This is a genomic window from Streptomyces sp. NPDC060064, assembly GCF_042736455.1.
GTDB lineage: Bacteria > Actinomycetota > Actinomycetes > Streptomycetales > Streptomycetaceae > Streptomyces.
The window spans coordinates 83,765-104,266 of sequence record NZ_JBHWWF010000022.1; the positions used below are offsets into that span (position 1 = coordinate 83,765).

The 20,502-nt window shown below is 68.8% G+C and carries 20 protein-coding genes; 5 read left to right on the top strand and 15 right to left on the bottom strand.

The genetic code is table 11. The features are described 5' to 3' along the window. Positions 1–7: 7 nt before the first annotated feature. The gene (fxsA, locus tag ACFWDI_RS25170) at positions 8–172 is read right to left on the bottom strand and encodes an FxSxx-COOH cyclophane-containing RiPP peptide (RefSeq protein ID WP_385307035.1); all 165 of its coding nucleotides are present in this window, start codon (positions 170–172) and stop codon (positions 8–10) included. A 244-nt stretch (positions 173–416) separates the two neighbouring features. On the opposite strand from fxsA, the gene ACFWDI_RS25175 reads away from it, so the two are divergent. After that, positions 417–1,319 (top strand): DUF4231 domain-containing protein, encoded by a 903-nt coding sequence (locus tag ACFWDI_RS25175; RefSeq protein WP_385307112.1) that lies wholly within the window; start codon positions 417–419, stop codon positions 1,317–1,319. Positions 1,320–1,326: 7 nt separating this feature from the next. Here ACFWDI_RS25175 and ACFWDI_RS25180 read toward each other — a convergent pair whose 3' ends face one another. The 10 genes from ACFWDI_RS25180 to ACFWDI_RS25225 form a co-directional block, all read right to left on the bottom strand. Then, the gene (locus ACFWDI_RS25180) at positions 1,327–1,806 is read right to left on the bottom strand and encodes a hypothetical protein (protein WP_385307037.1); all 480 of its coding nucleotides are present in this window, start codon (positions 1,804–1,806) and stop codon (positions 1,327–1,329) included. Positions 1,807–1,935: 129 nt separating this feature from the next. After that, entirely contained in the window at positions 1,936–2,835 is a 900-nt protein-coding gene (locus tag ACFWDI_RS25185) for a S1 family peptidase (RefSeq protein ID WP_327322665.1), read from the bottom strand. Positions 2,836–3,079: 244 nt separating this feature from the next. Then, positions 3,080–3,883 carry a DUF1684 domain-containing protein gene (locus ACFWDI_RS25190; protein ID WP_385307038.1) on the bottom strand — a complete coding sequence of 268 codons (804 nt, stop codon included), beginning with the start codon at positions 3,881–3,883 and terminating at the stop codon, positions 3,080–3,082. 4 nt (positions 3,884–3,887) lie between these two features. Then, a complete protein-coding gene (locus tag ACFWDI_RS25195) occupies positions 3,888–5,189 on the bottom strand; it encodes an NtaA/DmoA family FMN-dependent monooxygenase (RefSeq protein ID WP_385307039.1) in 1,302 nt (433 codons plus the stop codon). Further along, positions 5,186–6,238, bottom strand: a complete 1,053-nt coding sequence (locus ACFWDI_RS25200; RefSeq protein WP_385307041.1) for an LLM class flavin-dependent oxidoreductase — start codon at positions 6,236–6,238, stop codon at positions 5,186–5,188. The genes ACFWDI_RS25195 and ACFWDI_RS25200 overlap by 4 nt, the downstream gene beginning before the upstream one ends. Before the next feature lie 32 nt (positions 6,239–6,270). Beyond that, entirely contained in the window at positions 6,271–7,242 is a 972-nt protein-coding gene (locus ACFWDI_RS25205; RefSeq protein WP_385307042.1) for an ABC transporter substrate-binding protein, read from the bottom strand. Between the two features lie 28 nt (positions 7,243–7,270). Next, positions 7,271–8,032: an amino acid ABC transporter ATP-binding protein gene (locus tag ACFWDI_RS25210; protein ID WP_385307044.1), complete on the bottom strand. Its 762-nt coding sequence runs from the start codon at positions 8,030–8,032 to the stop codon at positions 7,271–7,273. Beyond that, on the bottom strand, positions 8,029–8,922 hold the full coding sequence (locus ACFWDI_RS25215) for an amino acid ABC transporter permease (RefSeq protein ID WP_385307046.1): 894 nt from the start codon (positions 8,920–8,922) through the stop codon (positions 8,029–8,031). Before ACFWDI_RS25215 ends, ACFWDI_RS25210 begins: the two co-directional genes overlap by 4 nt. A 57-nt stretch (positions 8,923–8,979) precedes the next feature. Then, complete coding sequence (locus tag ACFWDI_RS25220; protein ID WP_385307047.1) at positions 8,980–10,749, bottom strand: FAD/NAD(P)-binding protein; 1,770 nt, start codon at positions 10,747–10,749, stop codon at positions 8,980–8,982. After that, positions 10,746–11,609 (bottom strand): amino acid ABC transporter permease, encoded by an 864-nt coding sequence (locus ACFWDI_RS25225; RefSeq protein ID WP_385307049.1) that lies wholly within the window; start codon positions 11,607–11,609, stop codon positions 10,746–10,748. Before ACFWDI_RS25225 ends, ACFWDI_RS25220 begins: the two co-directional genes overlap by 4 nt. Positions 11,610–12,025: 416 nt before the next feature. Between ACFWDI_RS25225 and ACFWDI_RS25230 the strand changes: the two genes are divergently transcribed. Continuing rightward, complete coding sequence (locus ACFWDI_RS25230) at positions 12,026–12,523, top strand: GNAT family N-acetyltransferase (protein WP_385307050.1); 498 nt, start codon at positions 12,026–12,028, stop codon at positions 12,521–12,523. Then, complete coding sequence (locus ACFWDI_RS25235; protein WP_385307052.1) at positions 12,520–13,461, top strand: transporter substrate-binding domain-containing protein; 942 nt, start codon at positions 12,520–12,522, stop codon at positions 13,459–13,461. Before ACFWDI_RS25230 ends, ACFWDI_RS25235 begins: the two co-directional genes overlap by 4 nt. Positions 13,462–13,495: 34 nt before the next feature. Here ACFWDI_RS25235 and ACFWDI_RS25240 read toward each other — a convergent pair whose 3' ends face one another. Then, positions 13,496–14,713, bottom strand: coding sequence for a DUF5685 family protein (locus tag ACFWDI_RS25240; RefSeq protein ID WP_385307054.1), 1,218 nt, complete (start codon positions 14,711–14,713; stop codon positions 13,496–13,498). A 287-nt stretch (positions 14,714–15,000) separates the two neighbouring features. On the opposite strand from ACFWDI_RS25240, the gene ACFWDI_RS25245 reads away from it, so the two are divergent. After that, positions 15,001–15,438, top strand: coding sequence for a cell division protein SepF (locus tag ACFWDI_RS25245; protein WP_362689608.1), 438 nt, complete (start codon positions 15,001–15,003; stop codon positions 15,436–15,438). Between the two features lie 58 nt (positions 15,439–15,496). Here ACFWDI_RS25245 and ACFWDI_RS25250 read toward each other — a convergent pair whose 3' ends face one another. Together ACFWDI_RS25250 and ACFWDI_RS25255 are read right to left on the bottom strand one after the other, a co-directional pair. Next, positions 15,497–16,687: an acyl-CoA dehydrogenase family protein gene (locus tag ACFWDI_RS25250; RefSeq protein WP_385307056.1), complete on the bottom strand. Its 1,191-nt coding sequence runs from the start codon at positions 16,685–16,687 to the stop codon at positions 15,497–15,499. A 132-nt stretch (positions 16,688–16,819) separates the two neighbouring features. Beyond that, a complete protein-coding gene (locus ACFWDI_RS25255; RefSeq protein WP_385307058.1) occupies positions 16,820–18,454 on the bottom strand; it encodes an MFS transporter in 1,635 nt (544 codons plus the stop codon). Positions 18,455–18,947: 493 nt separating this feature from the next. Between ACFWDI_RS25255 and ACFWDI_RS25260 the strand changes: the two genes are divergently transcribed. Then, entirely contained in the window at positions 18,948–19,934 is a 987-nt protein-coding gene (locus ACFWDI_RS25260) for a phosphatase PAP2 family protein (protein ID WP_385307059.1), read from the top strand. An 88-nt stretch (positions 19,935–20,022) separates the two neighbouring features. On the opposite strand, the gene ACFWDI_RS25265 is transcribed toward ACFWDI_RS25260, so the two are convergent. Next, positions 20,023–20,238 (bottom strand): I78 family peptidase inhibitor, encoded by a 216-nt coding sequence (locus tag ACFWDI_RS25265; RefSeq protein WP_327322679.1) that lies wholly within the window; start codon positions 20,236–20,238, stop codon positions 20,023–20,025. Positions 20,239–20,502 lie beyond the last annotated feature (264 nt).

Genomic DNA, 20,502 nt, shown 5'->3' on the forward strand with positions numbered 1-20,502 from the left:
CGCCAGTCTAGAGCGCCGAGTTGAACGTGGACGCATGCCGAGTGACGTCGACCGAGACGGGGAGCACCCGGGCAAGCTTCCTGGCGGCAACGGCGCCACGGAGATCGATCTGAGCCAACGGGACGCGATTCTTCTTCGCAGCGGCGAAGGACGCTGAGGTCTGAAACTTCATGAGGGGCCGTCCTTGATGTTGTGTCCAGCGTTGTGTCCAGCACAGATACCACGCACCGTTGCGATGCCGGCGGCACGACTTTACTCTCATGGCCACTCGCAGCAACTCAGCACATGGAGACGGAACAAAAGAGTTGTGGCGCATTCTCGCAGGACAGTACGGAACAAGCCATTCCGCCTAAAGAGTGAAGGCAAAACTGCAGACGGGAGTGCGCGTGACCGAATTTTCCGGCCCACTGCACAGCATGGTCTTTCGTAACACTGATCTGCCGGTTCTCTTCCATCGCACGGACAGCGTCGCGATCTCGCACCAGCGCGAGGCTGTCGGCTCCACCCGCTCCCAGCTGCTGCTCCTGGTCCTGGGCGCCGCCCTGGCCACGCTGCCGTCCTCACTGAGGCTCGGTGACACCTTCCAACTCGCGGGCGCACTCAGCACGTTGGCCTATGCCGGGGTGCTCGCGCTGGGCTATCGCACCTCCCGGCGCAGAGCAAAGTCGCACTGGCAACTCAACCGCTCCGCAGCGGAGTTCATCAAGTCGATGTGCTGGCGGTACGCCGTCCATGGAGCGCCCTTCGACTCCCACTCCACCGATGCGGACGAGCTGTTCGCCGTACGCCTGGAGGAAGGGCTGCGGGAGCTGGCCAAAGTCGGCTGGCAGGACCCGCGCCACGGCGATGCCGAGGTGGCCGCCGCGGACCTGATCACCACACCCATGCGGCGGCTGCACGCGAAGACGTTCAGCATCCGCAAGGAGACTTATGTCAGGGACCGGCTGATCGAGCAGCGCAACTGGTACCACCGGAGCACGGAGAACTCCCGCCGCGCCACCGCGCTCTGGTCCGCCTCGATCGGGCTGCTCACCCTGCTCGCACTCTTCTTCGCGCTGCTGAGGACCTTCTCGATCGCCGAATCCGTCGATGTGATGGGCCTGTTGTCGGCGGCGGCCGCCGCCTGTCTGGCCTGGAGCGAGATCCGGCGCCATCAACCCCTCATCGCCGCCCACTCGTTGGTCGAGGAGGACCTGGCGGCGATGCATACGGCGATGGAGACCTCGGTCAGTGATGTGGAGTGGCCGTCGGCGGTCTACGAGACCGAGCGCATCGTCTCGCCCCAGCACACCGACTGGCTTGTGAGACATCGAAGTTGAGAGATGGTCAGTAGCGCTCGACACCCTCGCGCCAGATGACCGTCACGGGCCTGCCGAGGTGTCGGGCGTAGCGGACGATGTCGCCCGTGCCGCCGAGACCGCGGGCCGGGAGTCCGTCCCAAACCGCCAGCAGACGGTCGCAGTTGTCGGCGATATAGGCGCCGGCCGCGTAGTAGGCCTCGTCCGTGGAGTGCGGGAAGGACAGCTGGACCTCCCGGCTCGCCCTGCCCCTGAGGAACTGGTACCTGGCGAGCTCGTCCGGGGCCGTGAAACCGGCTTCGTAGTCGCCACTGGGGATCACCACGGTCAGTTCCGCGCCGTACTCCAGAGCGATGTCCGCGAAGAGCTGGTCAGCGCCCGCCGCGAGACTGGAGAGTGCTTCCATCGAGCCCTCGTGGCCGCAGAACTCGGCGCGCATCCCGGCGCGGATATGGGCGTGCGCCTCGGGCGGGATGCCTCTGTGGCCGGTCACTCCAATGCGTTTCACTGATCCGCAACCCCCGTTGTTCCGGTGCCCGACCGCTCTGACATCCTCTCAAAAGGGAGAGCGACGTCGAGCCCCCGTCCGCTGATATTGGACGGGGGCTCGACTGCTGTCGGTTGCGGTGGTGGTGCGTCAGTAGACACTGACTCCGTAGGCGCTCAGCGCCTCGGTGACCGGCTGGAAGAATGTCGTACCGCCGGAGGTGCAGTTGCCGCTGCCGCCGGAGGTCAGGCCGATGGCCCGGCTGCCGGAGTAGAGCGAGCCGCCGCTGTCGCCGGGTTCGGCGCAGACGTTGGTGCGGATCATGCCGTAGACGATGTCACCGCCGCCGTAGTTGACCGTGGCGTTGAGGCCGGTGACGCTGCCGCAGTGGATGCCGGTGGTGGAGCCGCGGCGACAGACGGACATGCCGACGGTGGCGTTGGCCGCGCTGGTGATGTCCTGGCTGCCGACGGTACCCGGGTGGGCGATCGAGGTGTTGGAGTACCTCACGATGCCGTAGTCGTTGCCCGGGAAGCTGGATCCGGCCGTCGGACCGATGCTCGTGGAGTGCGAGGAGTTGGTGTACCAGGGCGGGTTGCCGTCGGTGCAGTGGCCTGCGGTCAGGAAGTAGTAGGTGCTGCCGCTGCGGACGTTGAAGCCGAGCGAGCAACGCCAGCTGGTGGCGTAGATGGCGTCGCCGCCGGAGATGAGCTTGGAGAACGTGCCGGCGGTGCGCTCGATGCGTATCGCGCCTGCGTTGGCCCCGGCTTCCTGCTTGATCTTTGTTATTTCGGCCTTCGAGACGGTGCTGTCGGCCGTGACGACCAGGGTGTTGGTCGCCTTGTCGATGAGCCAGGCGGTGCCTGCCACATCCGCGTCGAGTACGGCGTCGCTCGCGGCGGTGAGCTGGTTGGCGCTGAAGGTCTGTGCAGGGTTGGCGCTGGCGGCGGGGACGGCCAGCGCTGCGGCGGCGATCAGGCCAGTGGTGACGGCGAGCAGACGCATGCGTCTCGCCGTGCCACTGCGGGGGATGGTGCGCTTGATCCTCACTTGTCGTTCCTCCCGAGGGGAATCGGGGGCCCTTTGTGGGGTTCCGGGCCCGTGAGGCGCAGCCAGGGAGCACGTTCGGTTTTCGGACAGACTGTGCTCCTGACAAGCGCTGTTCGGGAGTATTCGGTGCGTCAACTTCCCGCGCAAGGGCGCCTTTCGGCCTCTCCGCGCCCCCATGCCGGACGGCCCCGGTGGCTCGTTGGCCACCGGGGCTGTGCCGTACTTGTCCGACCCGTAGGACGGGTCAGTGACTCCGAAGGTTCCGTTCGCCCGCCGGGACGGCGGTATCGAGGGTGTTCCCGGGGGGCGGGAAGGGGCAGATGAAGTGGTCCGCGAAGGCACACGGCGGCAGCAGGGACCGGTTGAAGTCGACGGTCACCGTGCCGTCGGCGGCCGGTGCGGAGGGCCGCAGAAAACGGAAGCGGTAACTACTGTTTCCGCTGGTCGCATCGGCGAAGACCGCCCAGAGCGAGCCGTCCGGCTCGACCGCGACCTGCAGCGTGCGCTCCTCGCCGTCGAGCTCGAAGGCGATCTCGCCGCCGAGGCCGAGGCCGCGCTCACGCCCGTCGGCGTTCTCGACCCGTACGCTGCGGTGTTCCTTGTACGGACGGAAGCGTCCCGGCAGCGCCCAGCGGGCGTCGTACGCCGTCGCCTCGATGCCCTGGAAGGCGTGCCGCGACGGTGAGTCCGGGTCGAAGTCCCGTACCGCCCACAGACCTTCGCGGCGCAGTACGACCAGTCGCCGTTCGCCGTGCGCGACCCGGGATTCGGGGATCGGTCCGTGGTCCGCGGTGAGGCGGACGGGGCCGGTGAGGGGCTTGTCGTCCACGGTGAGACCGTCCTCGGCCGAGGCCGTCAGCACCACCGCGTCACCGTCCTCCAGCCAACTCCCGGGGACGGCCGGAATTCGACCTTCCGGGTAGTCGGAGAGCCAGTGGGTACCGGTGAGCGAGAGCGGTCCGTACGGGGCCGCGACCGTGGCGGCACGCTGTTCGTGCCAGTTCTGCCAGTTCTGCTGGTCCTTGGCTGCGTGTGCGTCCTTGCTCATACGATCAACCCTTCCACACCGGCTCGGCGAGCCCGAGGTGCGATCGCAGCGTCGAGCCGGTGTACTCCGCGCGGAAGACCCCGCGCTCCTGGAGGAGCGGTACCACCTGGTCGACGAAGTCGTCGAGACCGCCGGGGGTGAGATGGGGGACGAGGATGAAGCCGTCGGCCGCGTCCTTCGACACGAACTCCTCCAGCGCGGCGGCGACGCTCCTCGCGGTGCCGATGAAGGACTGCCGGCTGGTCGTCTCGATGACGGTCTGCCGTATGGACAGGCCCTTGGCCTCCGACAGCGCACGCCACTTGGCGGCGATCGCGAACGGGTCGCCGGCCTTGACCCGGCCCTGGACGAGGACCGAGTCCGGATCGGGATCGATGTCGGGGAGCGGCCCTTCGGGGTCGTACGAGGAGAGGTCGCGGCCCCAGACCAGCTCAAGGGCGAGGATCGCGTTCTGCGGCGAGACCTGCCGGCGGCGGATCTCCGCGGCCCGCTCCTGCGCCTCGGCGTCCGTGTCGCCGAGGACGAAGCTGACCCCGGGCATGATCTTGAGGTCGCCGGGCTCCCGTCCGTACGCGGCGAGCCGGGCCTTGACGTCGGCGTAGAAGGCGCGGCCCGCCTCCAGCGTGCCGTGCCGGGTGAAGATCACGTCCGCGGTGGATGCGGCGAACTCCCGGCCCTCGTCGGAGTCGCCCGCCTGGATGACCACGGGGTGGCCCTGCGGTGACCGGGGAACGGTGAACTCGCCCTCAATCGCGAAGTGTTGGCCTGAGTGCGCGAAGGGACGGGGCGTCCCGTCAGGCGTCCAGGAGTCCCAGAGCGTACGGGCGACGGAGACGAACTCGGCGGCGCGGGTGTAGCGGTCGGCCCGGTCGAGATAGCCGCCGCGGCGGAAGTTCTCCCCGGTGAAGGCGTCGGAGGAGGTGACAACGTTCCAGGCGGCCCGGCCGCCGCTGAGATGGTCCAGGGAGGCGAGTCGGCGAGCCAGTTCGTACGGCTCGTTGAAGGTGGCGTTGACGGTGGCTGCGAGGCCGAGCCGTTCGGTGACGGCCGCCAGGGCATTGAGCACCGTGAGGGACTCGGGTCGGCCGACCACGTCCAGATCGTGGATCTCGCCCTTGTGCTCGCGCAGCCGCAGCCCCTCGGCGAGGAAGAAGAAATCGAAGAGTCCGCGCTCGGCGGTGCGGGCGAGATGCTCGAAGGAGGAGAAGTCGATCTGGCTCATCGAGCGCGGGTCGGCCCAGACGGTGGTGCTGTTGACGCCCGGGAAGTGGGCGGCGAGATGCATCTGTTTGCGTTCGGCGGTCATGAGGTTCCCCCCGAGAGGGCGTACTGGTTGGCCGGGCGGGCGAGAACGAGATGCTCACGGAGCGTGCCGCCCGGATAGAAGGTGCGGAACAGACTGCGGTGCTGGAGCAGCGCGACCGTGCCGTTGACGATCCGCTCCAGGTCCCGGTGGGGTGCGATGGGCGCCAGATGGAAGCCGTCCACCGCCGCCTCCGCGTGCCACTGGGTGATCAGCTCGGCGAGGTCGACCGGGCCGCCGCTGTAGTGCGGACCGCCGGCGAGACGGGGCTCACTGTCCAGTCCGGGCTCGCTCTCGCCCAGGTCGACGACGAGCGAGACCAGGACGCGCAGCGTGTCCGGGTCACGGCCCTGCGCCTCGGCGCGCCGGCGTATGTCGTCGCGGAGCGCGGCGGCCTGTTCGGGTGCGTCCGCCCGTACGAGAACGACATCGGCGTGCCGGGCGGCCGCGTCCCGGCCCGGCTCCCCCGTGCCGTCCGCGACGGTGACGGGACGGCCCTGCGGCGGCCTCGGCACGATCGAGGGGCCGCGCACACTGAACGTGCCGCCTTGGAAGTCGACACGGTGGAGCTTGTCGCGGTCGATGAAGCGCCCTGTCGATATGTCGCGGATCTCCGCGTCGTCCTCCCAGCTGTCCCACAGCCGGGCCGCGACATCGGCGACCTCGCCGGCCTCCCGCCACAGCGCGTCGCCGGGCGTGGCCGGACGACGGCCGAAGAGCCGGGCCTCGGCCTCGGTGGTCGACACATCGACCTGCCAGCCCGCTCGGCCGCGGCTCACCCAGTCGAGGGTGGCCACGGCCGTGGACACATGGAAGGGCTCGGTGTGCGTGGTGGTCACGGTCGGTACGAGACCGATCCGTTCGGTGGTGGGCGCGACCCTCGACAGCACCGCGAGGGCGTCGAGTCCCGGCCGGGCGAAGGAATCGCCGAGGGTGACGAAGTCGAGGGCGCCCTGCTCGGCGAGCCGGGCGAGCCCGGCGTAGTACTCGGCGTCGTACCGGGCCGGGCCGTCGAGAGCGACGGCCAGATGGAGGGGCCTGGTGGGGGACATGGCGATGAATGCCTCTCTGGAGCCGGCGCTGGTCACTTCTTGGTCTTGGGCAGACCCGGCGGATTGATCTCCGACTTCGCGACGGCCTCGCCCGAGAGGCCCCAGCGCTTCAGGACCTTGGCGTACGACCCGTCTTCGATGATGTGGTCGATGGCCGCGGCGTACGCCGCGGCCAGACCGCTGTCCTTCTTCGTGGTGGCCGCGATCTTGCCCTGAACCTGCGAGCCGCCTCCCGACAGGGTGCCGATGACCTGGGTCTGTCCGGCCGAGGCCACGTGGTACGCCGCCGACGGGTTCGGCCCGAGATAGGCGTCGATGCGGCCCGACTGGAGGGCGAGGTAGTAGTCGGTGTCCTTCTGGAAGTACTTGATGTCGACGGGCTTGAGACCTGCCTTGACGTTCTGCTCGCTCCAGTCGACGAGGATCTTCTCCTGGTTGGTGCCGGAGGAGACGGAGATGGTCTTCCCTGCCACGTCCTTCGGCCCCTTCACCCGCCAGCCGGTGCCCTTCTTCGCCTCGAAGGCCAGGTTGTCGAGCCGGTAGGTCGCGAAGTCGTACTTCTCCTTGCGCTCCTCGGTGACGGTGACATTGGAGAGGACCCCGTCGAACTTGGAACTGTCCAGGCCGACGAAGAGGTTCTCCCAGGAGACCTCTTCGAACTGCGGCTTCAGGCCGAGGGTGTCGACGATCAGAGTGGCGATGTCGATCTCGGCGCCGATCCGCGTCTTGTCGTCGGTCGCGTAGAAGCCGAGCGGCGGCGAGGCATCGGCGCTGGCGCCGATGCGTAGCGTGCCGCGCATGCGGATCGCGGCGGGCACCTTGGCGGCGACGGCGTCGACCTTCTTGCCGCGGATGCGGTGCTGGTCGGGCGAGATATTGATGCCCGCGCCCTGCTGGCCCTTGGGCTTCACCACGTCGGTCGCCGCGTCGCCGGTGCCTCCGCAGGCGGCGAGCAGACCGGAGGCGGCGATCGCGGCGACGGCGAAAGTGCGGCGGGTGTTCACGTGGAAACTCCTTGCAGACATGGGTGGTTCACAGGACCTTGGAAAGGAATGCGCGGGTGCGCTCGTGCCGGGGGTTGTCGAGTACGTCGGCGGGGGCGCCCTGCTCGACGATCCGGCCGTCGTCCATGAAGATCACGGTGTCGGCGACCTCACGGGCGAAGCCGATCTCGTGGGTGACGACGATCATCGTGGTGCCCTGGTGCGCCAAGTCCTTGATGACGTCGAGGACTTCGCCGACCAGCTCGGGGTCGAGTGCGGACGTCGGCTCGTCGAAGAGCAGCAGTTTCGGCTCCAGGGCCAGCGCGCGGGCGATGGCGACGCGCTGCTGCTGTCCGCCGGAGAGCTGCTTGGGGTAGGCGGACGCCTTGTCCTCGAGTCCCACCCTGGCGAGGAGTTTCTCCGCGGTCGCGATGGCTTCCTTGCGGGGCCGCTTCAGCGCGGAGACCGGTGCCTCGATGATGTTCTCGACCACGGTGAGGTGCGGGAAGAGGTTGAAGTTCTGGAAGACGAAGCCGATCTGGGTGCGCTGCTTGAGTACCTCGCGCTCGCGCAGCTCGTACAGCTTGTCGCCGGAGCGCCGGTAGCCGACGAGCGAGCCGTCGACGCTGATCCAGCCGCTGTCCACCTTCTCCAGATGGTTGATGGTGCGCAGCAGCGTGGACTTGCCCGAGCCCGAGGGCCCGAGTACGACGGCGACCTCCCCCGTGCGCACTTCGAGATCGACTCCGCGCAGCACCTCCAGCGCGCCGAAGCTCTTGTGCACGGACCGTACGTCGACCATCGCGCTCATCGCGTGGCCCCCTTTGCGAAGTGGCGTTCCACGTAGTGCTGGAGGACGGAGAGCACGGTGGTCAGGAGGATGTACCAGGCGGTGGCGACCATCAGCAGCGGGACGACCCGGCCGTTGCGTCCGTAGATGACCTGGACCTGGTAGAAGAGCTCACCGATCGCCATGACGGAGACGATCGAGGTGCCCTTGAAGAGGGAGATGATCTCGTTGGCGGCGTTGGGGAGGATCGAGCGCATCGCCTGGGGCAGCACGATGCGGCGCAGCTGGCGCAGCCTGGGAATGCCGAGCGCGGCCGCCGCCTCCAGCTGACCGCTGTCCACGGCCAGTACTCCGCCGCGGACGATCTCCGCCGCGTACGCCGCCTGGTGCAGGGCGAGTCCGAGGACGGCCGCGCTCATCGCGCCGACCAGACCCATCGTGTCGAAGGAGAAGAAGCCGGGTCCGAAGGGGATGCCGAACTGCAGCTCCTTGTAGAGGTAGGCGAGGTTGAACCAGAACAGCAGCTGCACGATGAGCGGGATGGAGCGGAACGCCCAGATGTAGGCGAAGGCCACCGACTTGAGGAAGGGGCTCGCCGACAGCCGCATGAAGGCGAGGACGATGCCGAGGGCGAAGCCGATCGCCGTGCCGTAGAAGGTGAGCTGGAGGGTGATCCAGACGGCCTTGAGGATCACTTCGGCCGTGAAGAACTCCGCGAAAACCTCCCACTCCCAGCCGGGGTTGGTGACCAGCCCGTGCAGGAACTGCACAAGCAGGATCGCGGTGGCGGCGACGGCCGCCCAGCGCCAGGGGTGGCGCACGGGCACCACCTTCAGCGCACCGTAGTCCTCGGGTTCCGCGACGGTGGGTGGTGGCGCTTTGTCGACAGGTGGATCGCTGGTCAGCGACATGGGGTCCTCACGTTCGTACGTACGAGACAGGGGGTGGTTCTCAGGGCGATGAGGGGCTCAGGCGCTCAGGCGCTCGCGACAGGCGAGATCACGAAGCAGGGCGAGCGCGGTACGCGCGGTGGCGTCGTTCTGCCGGAACGCCGCGCCGCCCGTGCGCGGCCGGGTGAAGGCCCCGCCCGCCCGCGCGGTGGTGTGCGGGCCGAGCGCGAAGCGGCGTGGATGCGGCCGGCCGCCTCGCTCCAGCACCCGGCCGTCCTCGGGGTCCACCGACAGCAGACCGGTGGGGGTCGCGTCGGCACCGTCCGCGTACAGGGAGCGCAGCAGCGGGCTGCGGGTGCGTTCCAGCGAGGGCTCGGGCAGCCGGGCCTCGACCAGCACCCGCGCCTCGATCCACTCCCCGGGCACGCCGGCGCCGCCTGCCCGGAAGACCGCCCGTTCCTCGTCGGCCTCGACGGTGATGCCCGCGCCGAGGAAGCGGACGACACCGGCGCGGGAGAGCGCGAGGAGCTGGCGCAGCCGGGGCCCGGGCGGGCCGGAGGCGAGATAGCTGAAGAAGCCGTGCCATCGGCCGCCGATGTCGCCGAGGCGGATCAGCTGCCCGTAGACGGAGAGCAGTCCGAGGAAGACCGCGAGGTCTTCGCTGTGGGCGCGGTCGTGGCGGCGTTCGAGGTCTGCGGTGATGTAGCTGCGCAATCCGTCCTGGAGTGCGTCGTACGAGCCGAAGCGCAGCCCGTCCAGCGGATGGTCGAGCGCCTCGAGGTCGAGGCGGTCGGCGGGGTCGGGGACGGAGGCGGCAACCAGAGTGTGCAGTTCGGGGCTGCCCGGTGCGGCGGCGGCGTACTTCTCCTCGAAGTCGGGCCAGTTGACCGAGGTTCGCTCGGGGTGGGCGGCGAAGAGACGGTGGTAGTGGGCGAAGCCCAGCTCTTTGTCGATGAGCGGCCACAGGTCGCGCTGATAGTCGACGGGGCCGGGCCGGCTCAGCAGCGCGTCCACCTCGGCGGGACCGAAGAAGCGCGGCAGCGGCGGCCGTTCACCCTCCCAGCCGTAGCCGATCTTGGAGTGGTACGGCACACCGCGCCGTGATCCGACGTACAGGACGGGCTCCTGGCCCGACGGCAGGTACTCGCCGTGCTCGTACCGTCCGCCACGGCCTTCGGTGAGCAGCACCATCAAATCGACAAAGGCGAGCCCGAAGCCACGGACGATGACCGGCTCGCCCGCAGGCAGGCCTTCGAGATCGCTGTCGGCGGTGAAGTCCGGCGGCAGGTGGAGCAGCCCGCGGCGGCGCGCGAAGTCCGCCAACTCCTTCTGTTCACCGTCGAGTTCGGCGTCGAGATGGCCCAGGGTGAGCACCACGAGATCGGCGATGAGCGGCTCTCTTCGCCCTTCGAGCCAGACCCGCTGGCGGCCTTCACGCGGACCGCTGACGCGCAGCGCCCGCGCCCGGTGCTCGTGCACGGCGACGGCCGGCGGCAGGGCGGCCACCGCCTCCTCGTACACCCAGCGCAGATACGCGCCCTGCTGCTGTCTGCTGGGAAAGGTCTGGCCGTCGAGACCTGCCCACTCCGCGAGCGTGGGGCCCGGCAGTACGGGCCCGTCCAGCGTCACCGTGTCGTCGGTGAACATGGTGACGTCCTCGGCCATGGAGTTCATCCACAGGAGCGGGGACTGCTCGTGCCGCCAGATCCGGCCGCCGCCCGGCGGATGCGGGTCCACCAGATGGATGTCCAGCGGAAGACCGGCGTACAGCTCAGGGGCGTTGGCGGCCAGCCGCTCCAGGAAACCGGTCCCCCGCGGACCGGCTCCGATCACGACGATGGACGTCATCGCGCACCTGCCGTGCCGCGCGCGTAGTACTTCTCGACATAGTGCTGACCGACGCTGAGGAGTGAGGTCACCGCGACGTACCAGAGGGTGGCGACGAGCAGCAGCGGTACGACCTGGTAGGTGCGGTGGTAGACGAGCTGCACCGAGTAGAGCAGGTCCTGCACGGCGATCACGCTGACGATCGAGGTGCCTTTGAGGGTGCCGATGAGCATGTTCCCGGCCGGCGGCACGATGGAGCGCATCGCCTGCGGCAGAACGATCCGGCGCAGCCGGCGCCACCGTCCGAGGCCGAGCGATTCGGCGGCCTCGATCTGTCCGCGTTCGACGGACAGGATGCCGCCGCGTACCACTTCGGCGGCGTACGCGGCCTCATGGAGGGTGAGCCCGATGATCGCGATGGTGACCGGGCTGAGCAGATTGACCGTCCTGACTCCGAGGATCTGCGGGTAGAGCGCACCGATGTTGAACCAGAACAGCAGCTGCACCAGGATCGGCGTCGAGCGCAACAGCCAGATGTATCCCCAACTGACGTTTCGCAGCACGGGATTGCCGGACAGCCGCATCACGGCGAGCAGTGTGCCGAGCGCGAAGCCCAGCACCATGACGACGCCGGTCAGCCAGAGAGTGAGGCCGAGGCCACGCAGTACGGACGTCGAGGTGAAGTAGTCGCCGACCACGTCCCACTGGAAGGCGTCATTGCGTACGACGGAACTGACGGCGCCCGCGAGCAGCAGCAGGACGACAACTGCGGCCGCCCACTGGCCGGTTCGGCGTACGGGCACGATGCGCGGCTGCACGGTGTCGGTCTTGGAGGGCGGAGCCGCGGGAGATTCGGGGAGGGTGTCTGTAGGCACAGCCATGCGAAGGCTCCGTGGATGCAGAGATCGAACACGGGAATGCCTTCACCAGAAACACAACGCGGACCGAGCCCCTCAGCACGATCCGTTCCTGAGGGTAGGGGGTGCGCACGGCCCGATGTCAAGCCTGTCCGTACTGTGAGCCGTCCGTCTCAGGACAGTTGACGCAGAAACGGATGCCTGTTCCACTTGGGCCATGCATTCGCAGCAGTGGCTGGTCACGCGCTCCCACATCGACTTCGGTCGCGTGTGGTCCTCTTCCTGTTGAGCTGACCCCGCTGCCTTTCTCGCGCCCGCGCTCGCGCCTTCGCGCCGTCTTCCTGCATTTCTCGCATGTCGCGCCTTCACCCGCATAACGCCGCGTATCACTCCCCCTCGCCACACCCTGGTTCCTTCTGCCTGCTCGAAGAAGGGCACACATGACTTTCACCCCGAGCCGTGGTTCCGCGCTGTCCGTACGCCGGACCACGGTCGACGACCCGCTCGCCCGTCCGCTCCTCGAGGAACTGGCGCACGAGTACATCAGCCGGTACGGCTCCGCCTTCGATCTGGAGCGCTACCCGTCCGAGGAGTTCGCTCCGCCGGGCGGTGCGTTTCTGCTGCTCCTGGAGCAGGGCCGGCCGGTGGCCGGTGGCGCGTACCGCCGCTACGACGCCACGACGGCCGAACTCAAGAGGATCTGGACGCACTCCGCGCACCGCCGCCGCGGCCTGGCCCGGCGCGTGCTGCGCGTACTCGAACGGGATGCAGCCGAGCACGGCTACTCCCGGATCCATCTGACCACCGGTCCGCGCCAGCCCGAGGCCAAGGGCCTCTATCTGGCCGCCGGATACCGCCCGCTCTTCGATCTGTCCGCAGATCCGGAGTCGATCGGCCCGCTGCCGTTCGAGAAGCACCTGGGGACCCCCGCATCATGAGCAGGAAACGCCACGCCGCCGTCTTCGCGCTGATCACCGCCGCCGCGCTCACCGTCACCGCGTGCGGCTCGGGCGACCCGGCAACCGCCGGCGTCGGCGCCAAGCCAAGTGGCGGGCCCGGCCGGATCCCGACCGACGATGTGGTGTCGTCGGTGCCGAAGGACGAGGCGATCGCGAAACTGCTGCCCGCGGACGTACGCAGCAGGGGAACCCTCACCATCGCCACCTCCGTCGGCAATCCGCCGGGCGCCGCCTACCTGGAGGACGGCAAGACCGTCGCGGGCCAGGACATCGACTTCGCGGAGGCCGCCGCCAAGGTGCTGGGGCTGAAGCTGAAGCGCGAGGTGGCGAGCTTCGAGGCGATCCTGCCGGCGCTGAGCAGCGGCAAGTACGACCTGGGCACCGGCAATTTCGGGGTGACGGACGAGCGACGCAGGACCATCGACTTCGTCACGTACATCAATGACGGCCAGGGCTTCGCCGCGCTCGAGAACAGCAGACTGACGAAGATCTCGGACTTCACCGATCTCTGCGGTCTGAATGTCGCGACCGGCGCGGGCACCACGTTCGAGGCGTCCCTGGAGAAGAACAAGGGCCGCTGCTCCGAGGCGGGCAAGAAGCCGTACAAGGTCCAGACGTACGGCGAGTCGGGCGCGATCTGGATCTCGCTGCAGCAGGGCCGCAGCGATGTGGTGATGAGCACCATCAACGGGCTCCGCTACGCCGTCACCCAGCAGCAGGGCACCAAGTTCCTCAATGAGTTCAAGCGGCTCGACGTCGGCTTCGCCTTCAAGAAGGGCACACCGCTGGCGCCCGCCTTCCAGGCCGCGGTGAACAAGCTCAAGACGGACGGGACGTACGACCGGATCCTGAAGAAGTGGGGCACCACGGAGTCGGCGATCGAGAAGTCGCAGATCTCGCCGCCGGAGCTGAAGTGATCCGACGGCGGAACCGAAGTGATCCGACGGTCCGTCAGCAACCGTCGCAGGGGCAGCAGCAGTCGCAGCCGGAACAATCGCAGTCGCAGTCGCGGCAGCAGCCCTCGCGCTTCTTGCGGGACCAGGGGCCCTCGTACTCCTTGGCACAGCAGATCTGGCAGGTGCAGAACAGCCCGGTAAAGACGGCGCAGCCGGCCAGGAAGCCGCGCTTCTTGGGCTTCGGCGGTTCACCGCCGAACTGCGGAGGCAGCCCACCGGGGCCGCCGGGCCCGCCGGGCACTCCCGGGTTGCCGCCGCCGTAGGGGTTGTTCGAGCCGTAAGGGCCGTAGCCGCCGCCCTGGTACGGATTTCCGTGCTGGGGCGGCTGTGGCGCGCCGTGCCCCTGATGCGAGCAGGTCGTCGTGCGGAACGCACGGTTCACCGAGGTACGCAGCTCGTGGGCGAGCAGCACATGCACCAGCCTGTCGTCGATGAAGCGGGCGTCGCGCAGTGCGAGGCGCACCCCGTGCACCGCGTCGTCGGCGAGCCGGCGTGCCTCGGCCAGTGAGGTGCCGGTCGCGGTCAGCGGGTTCCAGGCACCCGACGCTGCGTCAGCTTCCCTGTCCTCCACGGCATCCAGCAGATGTGCCAGCCGTCCGAAGAGCTTGCCGGCCTCGGCGAGCGGCGCCACGTTCTCCGGCCTTCCGGCGAGTACGGCGGTGTGCGCGAAGGCTGCCGCGGTCGCCGTCTCGGTCGGCTCGGTGACGGTCAGCAGCGGGGTGCCAGGACCGGCCAGCGACTCGATCCCGGTCTGCCGGTCGATGGCGTCGAGCAGCACCGCCGTGTCGAAGCCGAGCTCGGCGCCGGTGCGTGCCCCGGCCCGGTCCCAGCCCGCGGCGACCCGGCGCGCCGCGGCGGCCACCGGCTTGCGGGCCAACACCCCGTCCCGGTCGGCCACGTGGTCCCGTACCTTCGCCGAGGCCAGCACCAGCGAGACGGCCGCCGCCAGGCGCGCACCCTCGCCCCGGGCGACGGGCGCGGTACGCATGGCGCGCAGCGGGCAGGGGCCCGCGATGCGCCGTGCGGCGGGGGTGCGTTCGGTCTGAGCCTCCGTCAGAACCGAGACGATCAGGCCGTCGTAGTTGGTGACGACCCTGGCGAACTGGCCGTGGTCGGAGCGAAGTGCCAGGCAGAGCCCGCAGAGATGAGCCATCCACTCGGCCTTGAGGCCGTCCGTGAGCCGGTGAGTGCATGGTCTGACGATTCCGAACACGACGGTCCCCCGAGAGTCGTTCAACAGTGCGGGAGGCATCGTATCGAGCCACCCGTTCACCCGTACGCTCCACCATCACCCGTCCGGCCCGACTTTCATATTTTGAGTCCGCCACGCCCCGTGCGCACGACGAATCTTGACGAATCGCCATATCTTCTGCACCAGTACCGTCACGAATCACCTGCGCGGCGACTATCTACTTGGCGCGCGATCCGCACTATGGACGACCATAGGGATGCGGAACGATACAAGACCGCAGTGAGCGGACTGGAGCGGAAGGAGGCGTCATGGGTTCGGTGCGCAAGGCGAGCGCCTGGCTGGGACTCGTCGAGGACAGTGACGAGCGTTACTACGACGACGAGTACGCCGAGGGCGCGGAGACGGGCGACGCGTGGGTCACCGACCCCCGGGTGCGCGTGGCTTCCGAGTCCGCCCAGGAGCAGGGCCGCCGGATCGCGACGGTCTCCCCGGACAGCTTCCGGGACGCCCGTGCCATCGGCGAGCTGTTCCGGGACGGCGTCCCGGTCATCGTGAACCTGACGTCCATGGAGCCCAGTGACGCAAAGCGGGTGGTGGACTTCGCCGCGGGACTGACCTTCGGCCTGCGCGGCTCGATCGAGCGCGTCGCCACCCGGGTCTTCCTGCTGAGCCCCGCCGACACTCAGGTGGTCAGCGGGGAGGCCGCAGGCCGTTCCACTCAGGACGGTTTCTTCAACCAGAGCTGAGCAAGGTGCTCGCCGGCTCGCGAGCCTGTCCGGCGTTCAAGGACGACAGTCCGCCGGCCTACCGGAAGGCGTCCAGGCCGGTGAGTGCCTTGCCCAGCACCAGCTGGTGCATCTCGACGGTGCCCTCGTAGGTGAGCACCGACTCGAGGTTTGTCGCATGACGCATCACGGGGTACTCCAGCGAAATCCCGTTCGCACCGAGGATGGTGCGCGAGGTGCGGCAGATCTCGATCGCCTCCCGCACATTGTTGAGCTTCCCGAAGCTGACCTGTTCGGGGCGGAGCTTCCCGGCGTCCATACGACGGCCCAGATGGTGCGCGAGCAGGATCCCCTTGTGCAGTTCGACGGCCATGTCGGCGAGCTTGGCCTGGGTGAGCTGGAAGCCGCCGATCGGCCTGCCGAACTGCTCGCGCGTCTTCGCGTATTCAACAGCCGCCTCGAAGCTGGACCGCGCGGCGCCCATCGAGCCCCAGACGATGCCGTAGCGCGCGTGCGACAGACAGCTCAGCGGACCCTTCAGACCGGTGACTTCCGGCAGTACGGCGTCGGCCGGCAACCGCACCTCGTCGAGGACGAGTTCGCTGGTGACGCTCGCGCGCAGGGACCACTTGTGCTTGATCTCGGGCGCGGAGAAGCCGGCGGCGTCGGTCGGTACGACGAACCCGCGAATGCCCTCGTCGGTCTGTGCCCACACCACGGCGACACCGGCCACCGAACCATTGGTGATCCACATCTTGCGGCCGGTGAGCACCCAGTCGCCGCCGTCGCGCTTGGCGAAGGTGCGCATACCGGCCGGGTCGGAGCCGTGGTCGGGCTCGGTCAGGCCGAAGCAGCCGATGATCTCGCCGGCTGCCATGCCGGGCAGCCACCGCTGCTTCTGCTCCTCGGAGCCGAAGCGGTGGATCGCGTACATGGCGAGCGAGCCCTGTACGGAGACGAGGGAGCGGATGCCGGAGTCGGCGGCCTCGAGCTCCAGGCAGGCCAATCCGTACTGGACGGCGGTGGCGCCCGCGCAGCCGTATCCCTTCAGCGACATACCGAGCGCGCCGATCGAGCCGAGCTCGCGGGCCAGTTCACGGATGGCGGGGAGCTCTCCGCTCTCGTACCAGTCGGAGATGTACGGCAGGACGCGGTCGGCGGCCCAGGTGCGGACCGTGTCGCGGATCGCGAGGTCCTCGGGGTCGAGCAGATCGTCGAGACCGAGGGGGTCACCGGCGTCGAAGGGCGGCAGCTTCGAGGGTGCGGACATGACGTGGCCTCCGGTGGCGCTCACACAGCGGTTCACAGAAAAGTTCACGGAGAAACGGGGAAACGGAGAAGGTGACGGACAGGATCACCGAAAACTAGCAGTGTTAGTTACGGCACGGGCTGACGTTACGGCTCAGCGTGCCGTGCGTCCAGACCCGGTCACCTCGGCGGGCCGGCGGCTTGCCGGCAGCGAGACTTCCGGGCGCCTCGGCTTCGGGCACTTCTCGACCGTCGCGCACTCCATCACCCGTGGCAGCCGCAGCGCGGCGAGCGCGCCGAGCAGCAGCAGGCCCGCGCTGACCAGGAGCGTGACATGGAGGCCGTTGACGAAGGAGTGACGGGCAGTGGTGCGCAGCAACTCTCCGGAGCCACCGCCCAGCCGGTCCGCCACCTGGTAGGCCTCGCCCAGCGAGTGGGCCGCGGCGGAGCTCGCCGAGCCGGGGACGCCCGTGAGGTTGACGAGCGACGGCGCATAGGCCGCGTTCATGACGCTGCCGAGCAGGGCTATCCCCATGCCCGCACCGAGTTGGTAGGAGGTCTCGCCGATCGCGGCCGCGCCGCCCGCCTGGTCCGGCGGAGCCTCGCTGAGCATCGACTCGTACGCGGCAAACAGCGTGGTCTGCAGCCCGAAGCCGAGGAATACGAAGCCCGTGGTGAGCAGCCACGGCCGGTCGTGCTGTCCCATCAGGGTCAGCAGCAGCACCGCCGCGGCGGTCAGGACGAAGCCCCAGCCGACCATCCGGCGCGGGCCGATCCGGTGCAGCGTGTGCGAGCCGGTGGCGCCGGCAGCCATCGCGGCGAAGGTCAGCGGCAGCAGCCGCAGACCGGTCTCCAGCGGGCTGAGCCCGAGGATCAGCTGCAGATACTGGACGGCGATCAGCTCCAGGCCGACCAGCGCCAGCATGGCGAGCACGATGCAGCCGACGGAGGTGGAGAAGGCGACCCTGGCGAACATCCGCATATCGATCAGCGGGTGCGCACGGCGCCTCTGCCGCCGTACGAACAGGGCGAGCAGCACACCGCCGAGCAGCAGCGGGCCGACCGTTCTGACGTCGAGGACCGTATCGCCGGCGCCCAGCCGCTTCACGCCGAGGACCGCGCCGAGCACTCCGCCTGCCGCCATCAGCGCGCCGAGCACGTCCCAGGGTCCGTCGGCGCCGCCCCTGGACTCGGGGAGCAGCCAGCGGCCCATCGGCAGGATCAGTGCCATCAGCGGAATGTTGATCAGGAAGACCGAGCCCCACCAGAAGTGCTCGACGAGAAAGCCGCCGAGTACGGGTCCGGTGGCGGCGCCGACCGCGGCGACCGCGGTCCACATGCCGATCGCCATCGCCCGCTCCCGCCGGTCCGGGAAGACCGCGCGGAGGATCGAGAGCGTCGCGGGCATGATCATCGCGCCGCCGACGCCGAGCAGGGCGCGCGCCCCGATCAGCACCTCGGGGTTGGTGGCGAGGGCGGCGACCGCGGAGGCGGCGCCGAAGATTCCGTAGCCGATCAGCAGAACACGGCGGCGGCCGACCCGGTCACCGAGAGTGCCGAAGAGGATCAGCAGCGCGGCACAGATGAGGGGGTACGCGTCCACGATCCACAGCAGCTCGACGCCGCTGGGGCGGAGGTCCTCGGTGACGGCGGGGACGGCGACATGCAGCACGGTCGCGTCGAGGGCGACCAGCAGAAGACTGATGCAGAGGACGACAAGGACGACCCAGCGGTTGGCACCGCCGCCGACGGCACGCAGCCGCGCTCCGGCCGTGGTCGTCCCGGACATGTACACGTACCTCCCATGAGTCCCTCGCGCTCGGTGGGCCAGCCGGGGACGGTATTGAGTGGTGTCCCACAGAGCGGCCCGGCATCGACGGGCGAGTGAGCCGTCAGCGTACGCGAGTTCAGGCGTGTGGCGCGTGGTCCATCTCTCACCCCGAAGCCCACTCGCGTGTGGCGTACGCCACTCCGCAACCCTCTGGACGCCCCGCGGACGCCCTGTCGGCCCCCCGTGGACGCCCTGACCAGGGCCTCACCGGAGCCGATCTTGGGCGGCTCCGAATGGGGGGAAAATTCCGTACGGGCAAGCGGTGAACTATTTCTGATGCACAGAAAGAGCACCCCCGAGAGCGCCGCCGAGGAAATGGGACACGAGGTCACCGGGATTTCCGTATTGGCCCGGAATAAAGCCGGAGCTGAGACATACTCCACATCACATCGTCATCACAAACACGCCGGATCGACCTGGGCCGACACTCACTCGCTGTAACGTCGATTGGGTGCGTACCGACATCTTTGCCCGGCTGGACCGGGAGCCGGAACCGCCGAAGATAGAGATCCCGCGGATGAGCCGCACCCGTCTCGCCCTCTTCGGCGGGACGTTGGTGTTCTATCTCGCCATCGTCGTGGCCGTGCTTGCCCCGACCTGGCTGGTGATCATCGACTGGAAGGTCATGCTCTTCCGGCCTTATCAGCAGTGGCCGGAGCTGCACGCCTTTCTCGACTACTTCGTGGTGCTCGGCCAGCGCGGGCCTACGGCCGTGATGGTGGCGGCCTGGCTGGGCTGGCGCTCCTGGCGTCAGCACACCCTGCGCCCCCTGCTCGCGCTCGGCGCCTCGCTGCTGCTGCTCAACGCGACGGTTGGCGCCGTCAAGATCGGTCTCGGCCGCCTCGGCCCCCACTACGCGACGCAGATCGGTTCCGCCGAACTCTTCGCCGGCGGCGATATATTTCCCTCCGGGCATACCGCGAACGCGGTCGTGACCTGGGGAATCCTGGCGTATCTGGCCACCACTCCGCGAGCCAGACGCTATCTGTCGGCGGTCTCGGCGGTGGTCTCCCTCGGTGTCGGCCTCACGACCGTCTATCTCGGTACGCACTGGCTGAGCGATGTGCTGCTCGGCTGGGCAGCCGGGCTGCTGATCCTGCTCGCCCTGCCCTGGTGCGAGCCGCTGATCGGCCGTGCGGAGGCCTGGATCCTCTCGCTGCGCGAGCAGTGGCGTGCGCGCCGTCGGCTCGCTCCTTCGCTGCCGGTCGCGGCCGGTGGTCCGAGGCCCTCGATGTTCCCGCAGCGCGGGGCCGGGCAGGACGAGGGTCAGAGCCGCGAGCCGGTGGCCGCAGGCGGCGGCACCCGGCCGCCGTCCAGCACGAGGACGACGTCGCAGCTCACGCAGCCGCGGTCGCACGCGGTGCGCTCCGAGCGGATGCCGATCACTCCGTCCGGCAGCCGCCGTCCGCCGACCTCACGGCCGGCCACGGGCGGCTGACGGGGAACGGAGCGCGCTCCGTTGCCCGTACGACAAAGGCCCCGACCGTCCTGGTCGGGGCCTTCGTCGTACCCGGATGTCAGCTGGGTCAGCCTGGCCAGCAGCGGATGACGGTGCCGCCCTCCACCTCGAAGTTGAGCCGGCCCATCAGGTACTCCATGGTGATGATCGCGCCCGGCGGCAGCGCTCTGACGGTGGTCCAGCCGCGCTCGCGGGCCAGTTGCTCGGCGTCCTCGGCGGCGAGTCCGACATACGCCTCGGCGGCGTCGTCGGGCTGTGCGGGAGGAGTCGGTGTGGGAACCATGCCACCCACCGTAGGCGGCGGCGGACGGTGACGGAAGCCGGGCCCGCTTACGCATCAGCAGTCCCACGTACCTCACCGGTCACGCTTCTGTCACAGGATCACGACACGCGTTTAACTCGAACGCCATCACTCGAACGAGCAGTTCAGAGCGGCTTGCACGGTAATTCAGGAGCCCTTGGCTACCATGCTCAATTCCCGGCAGAAATACCCTCCGTCAAGCGAGAGAGGGCGAATTGACGGGGCGTAGAGAATTCACCGGTTCCT

Excerpts from the sequence above, each read along its gene's own strand:
- fxsA (WP_385307035.1), bottom strand. The coding sequence starts at position 172 with ATGAAGTTTCAGACCTCAGCGTCCTTCGCCGCTGCGAAGAAGAATCGC.
- ACFWDI_RS25175 (WP_385307112.1), top strand. The coding sequence starts at position 417 with ATGGTCTTTCGTAACACTGATCTGCCGGTTCTCTTCCATCGCACGGAC.
- ACFWDI_RS25190 (WP_385307038.1), bottom strand. The coding sequence starts at position 3,883 with ATGAGCAAGGACGCACACGCAGCCAAGGACCAGCAGAACTGGCAGAAC.
- ACFWDI_RS25195 (WP_385307039.1), bottom strand. The coding sequence starts at position 5,189 with ATGACCGCCGAACGCAAACAGATGCATCTCGCCGCCCACTTCCCGGGC.
- ACFWDI_RS25200 (WP_385307041.1), bottom strand. The coding sequence starts at position 6,238 with ATGTCCCCCACCAGGCCCCTCCATCTGGCCGTCGCTCTCGACGGCCCG.
- ACFWDI_RS25210 (WP_385307044.1), bottom strand. The coding sequence starts at position 8,032 with ATGAGCGCGATGGTCGACGTACGGTCCGTGCACAAGAGCTTCGGCGCG.
- ACFWDI_RS25215 (WP_385307046.1), bottom strand. The coding sequence starts at position 8,922 with ATGTCGCTGACCAGCGATCCACCTGTCGACAAAGCGCCACCACCCACC.
- ACFWDI_RS25220 (WP_385307047.1), bottom strand. The coding sequence starts at position 10,749 with ATGACGTCCATCGTCGTGATCGGAGCCGGTCCGCGGGGGACCGGTTTC.
- ACFWDI_RS25225 (WP_385307049.1), bottom strand. The coding sequence starts at position 11,609 with ATGGCTGTGCCTACAGACACCCTCCCCGAATCTCCCGCGGCTCCGCCC.
- ACFWDI_RS25230 (WP_385307050.1), top strand. The coding sequence starts at position 12,026 with ATGACTTTCACCCCGAGCCGTGGTTCCGCGCTGTCCGTACGCCGGACC.
- ACFWDI_RS25235 (WP_385307052.1), top strand. The coding sequence starts at position 12,520 with ATGAGCAGGAAACGCCACGCCGCCGTCTTCGCGCTGATCACCGCCGCC.
- ACFWDI_RS25245 (WP_362689608.1), top strand. The coding sequence starts at position 15,001 with ATGGGTTCGGTGCGCAAGGCGAGCGCCTGGCTGGGACTCGTCGAGGAC.
- ACFWDI_RS25250 (WP_385307056.1), bottom strand. The coding sequence starts at position 16,687 with ATGTCCGCACCCTCGAAGCTGCCGCCCTTCGACGCCGGTGACCCCCTC.
- ACFWDI_RS25255 (WP_385307058.1), bottom strand. The coding sequence starts at position 18,454 with ATGTCCGGGACGACCACGGCCGGAGCGCGGCTGCGTGCCGTCGGCGGC.
- ACFWDI_RS25265 (WP_327322679.1), bottom strand. The coding sequence starts at position 20,238 with ATGGTTCCCACACCGACTCCTCCCGCACAGCCCGACGACGCCGCCGAG.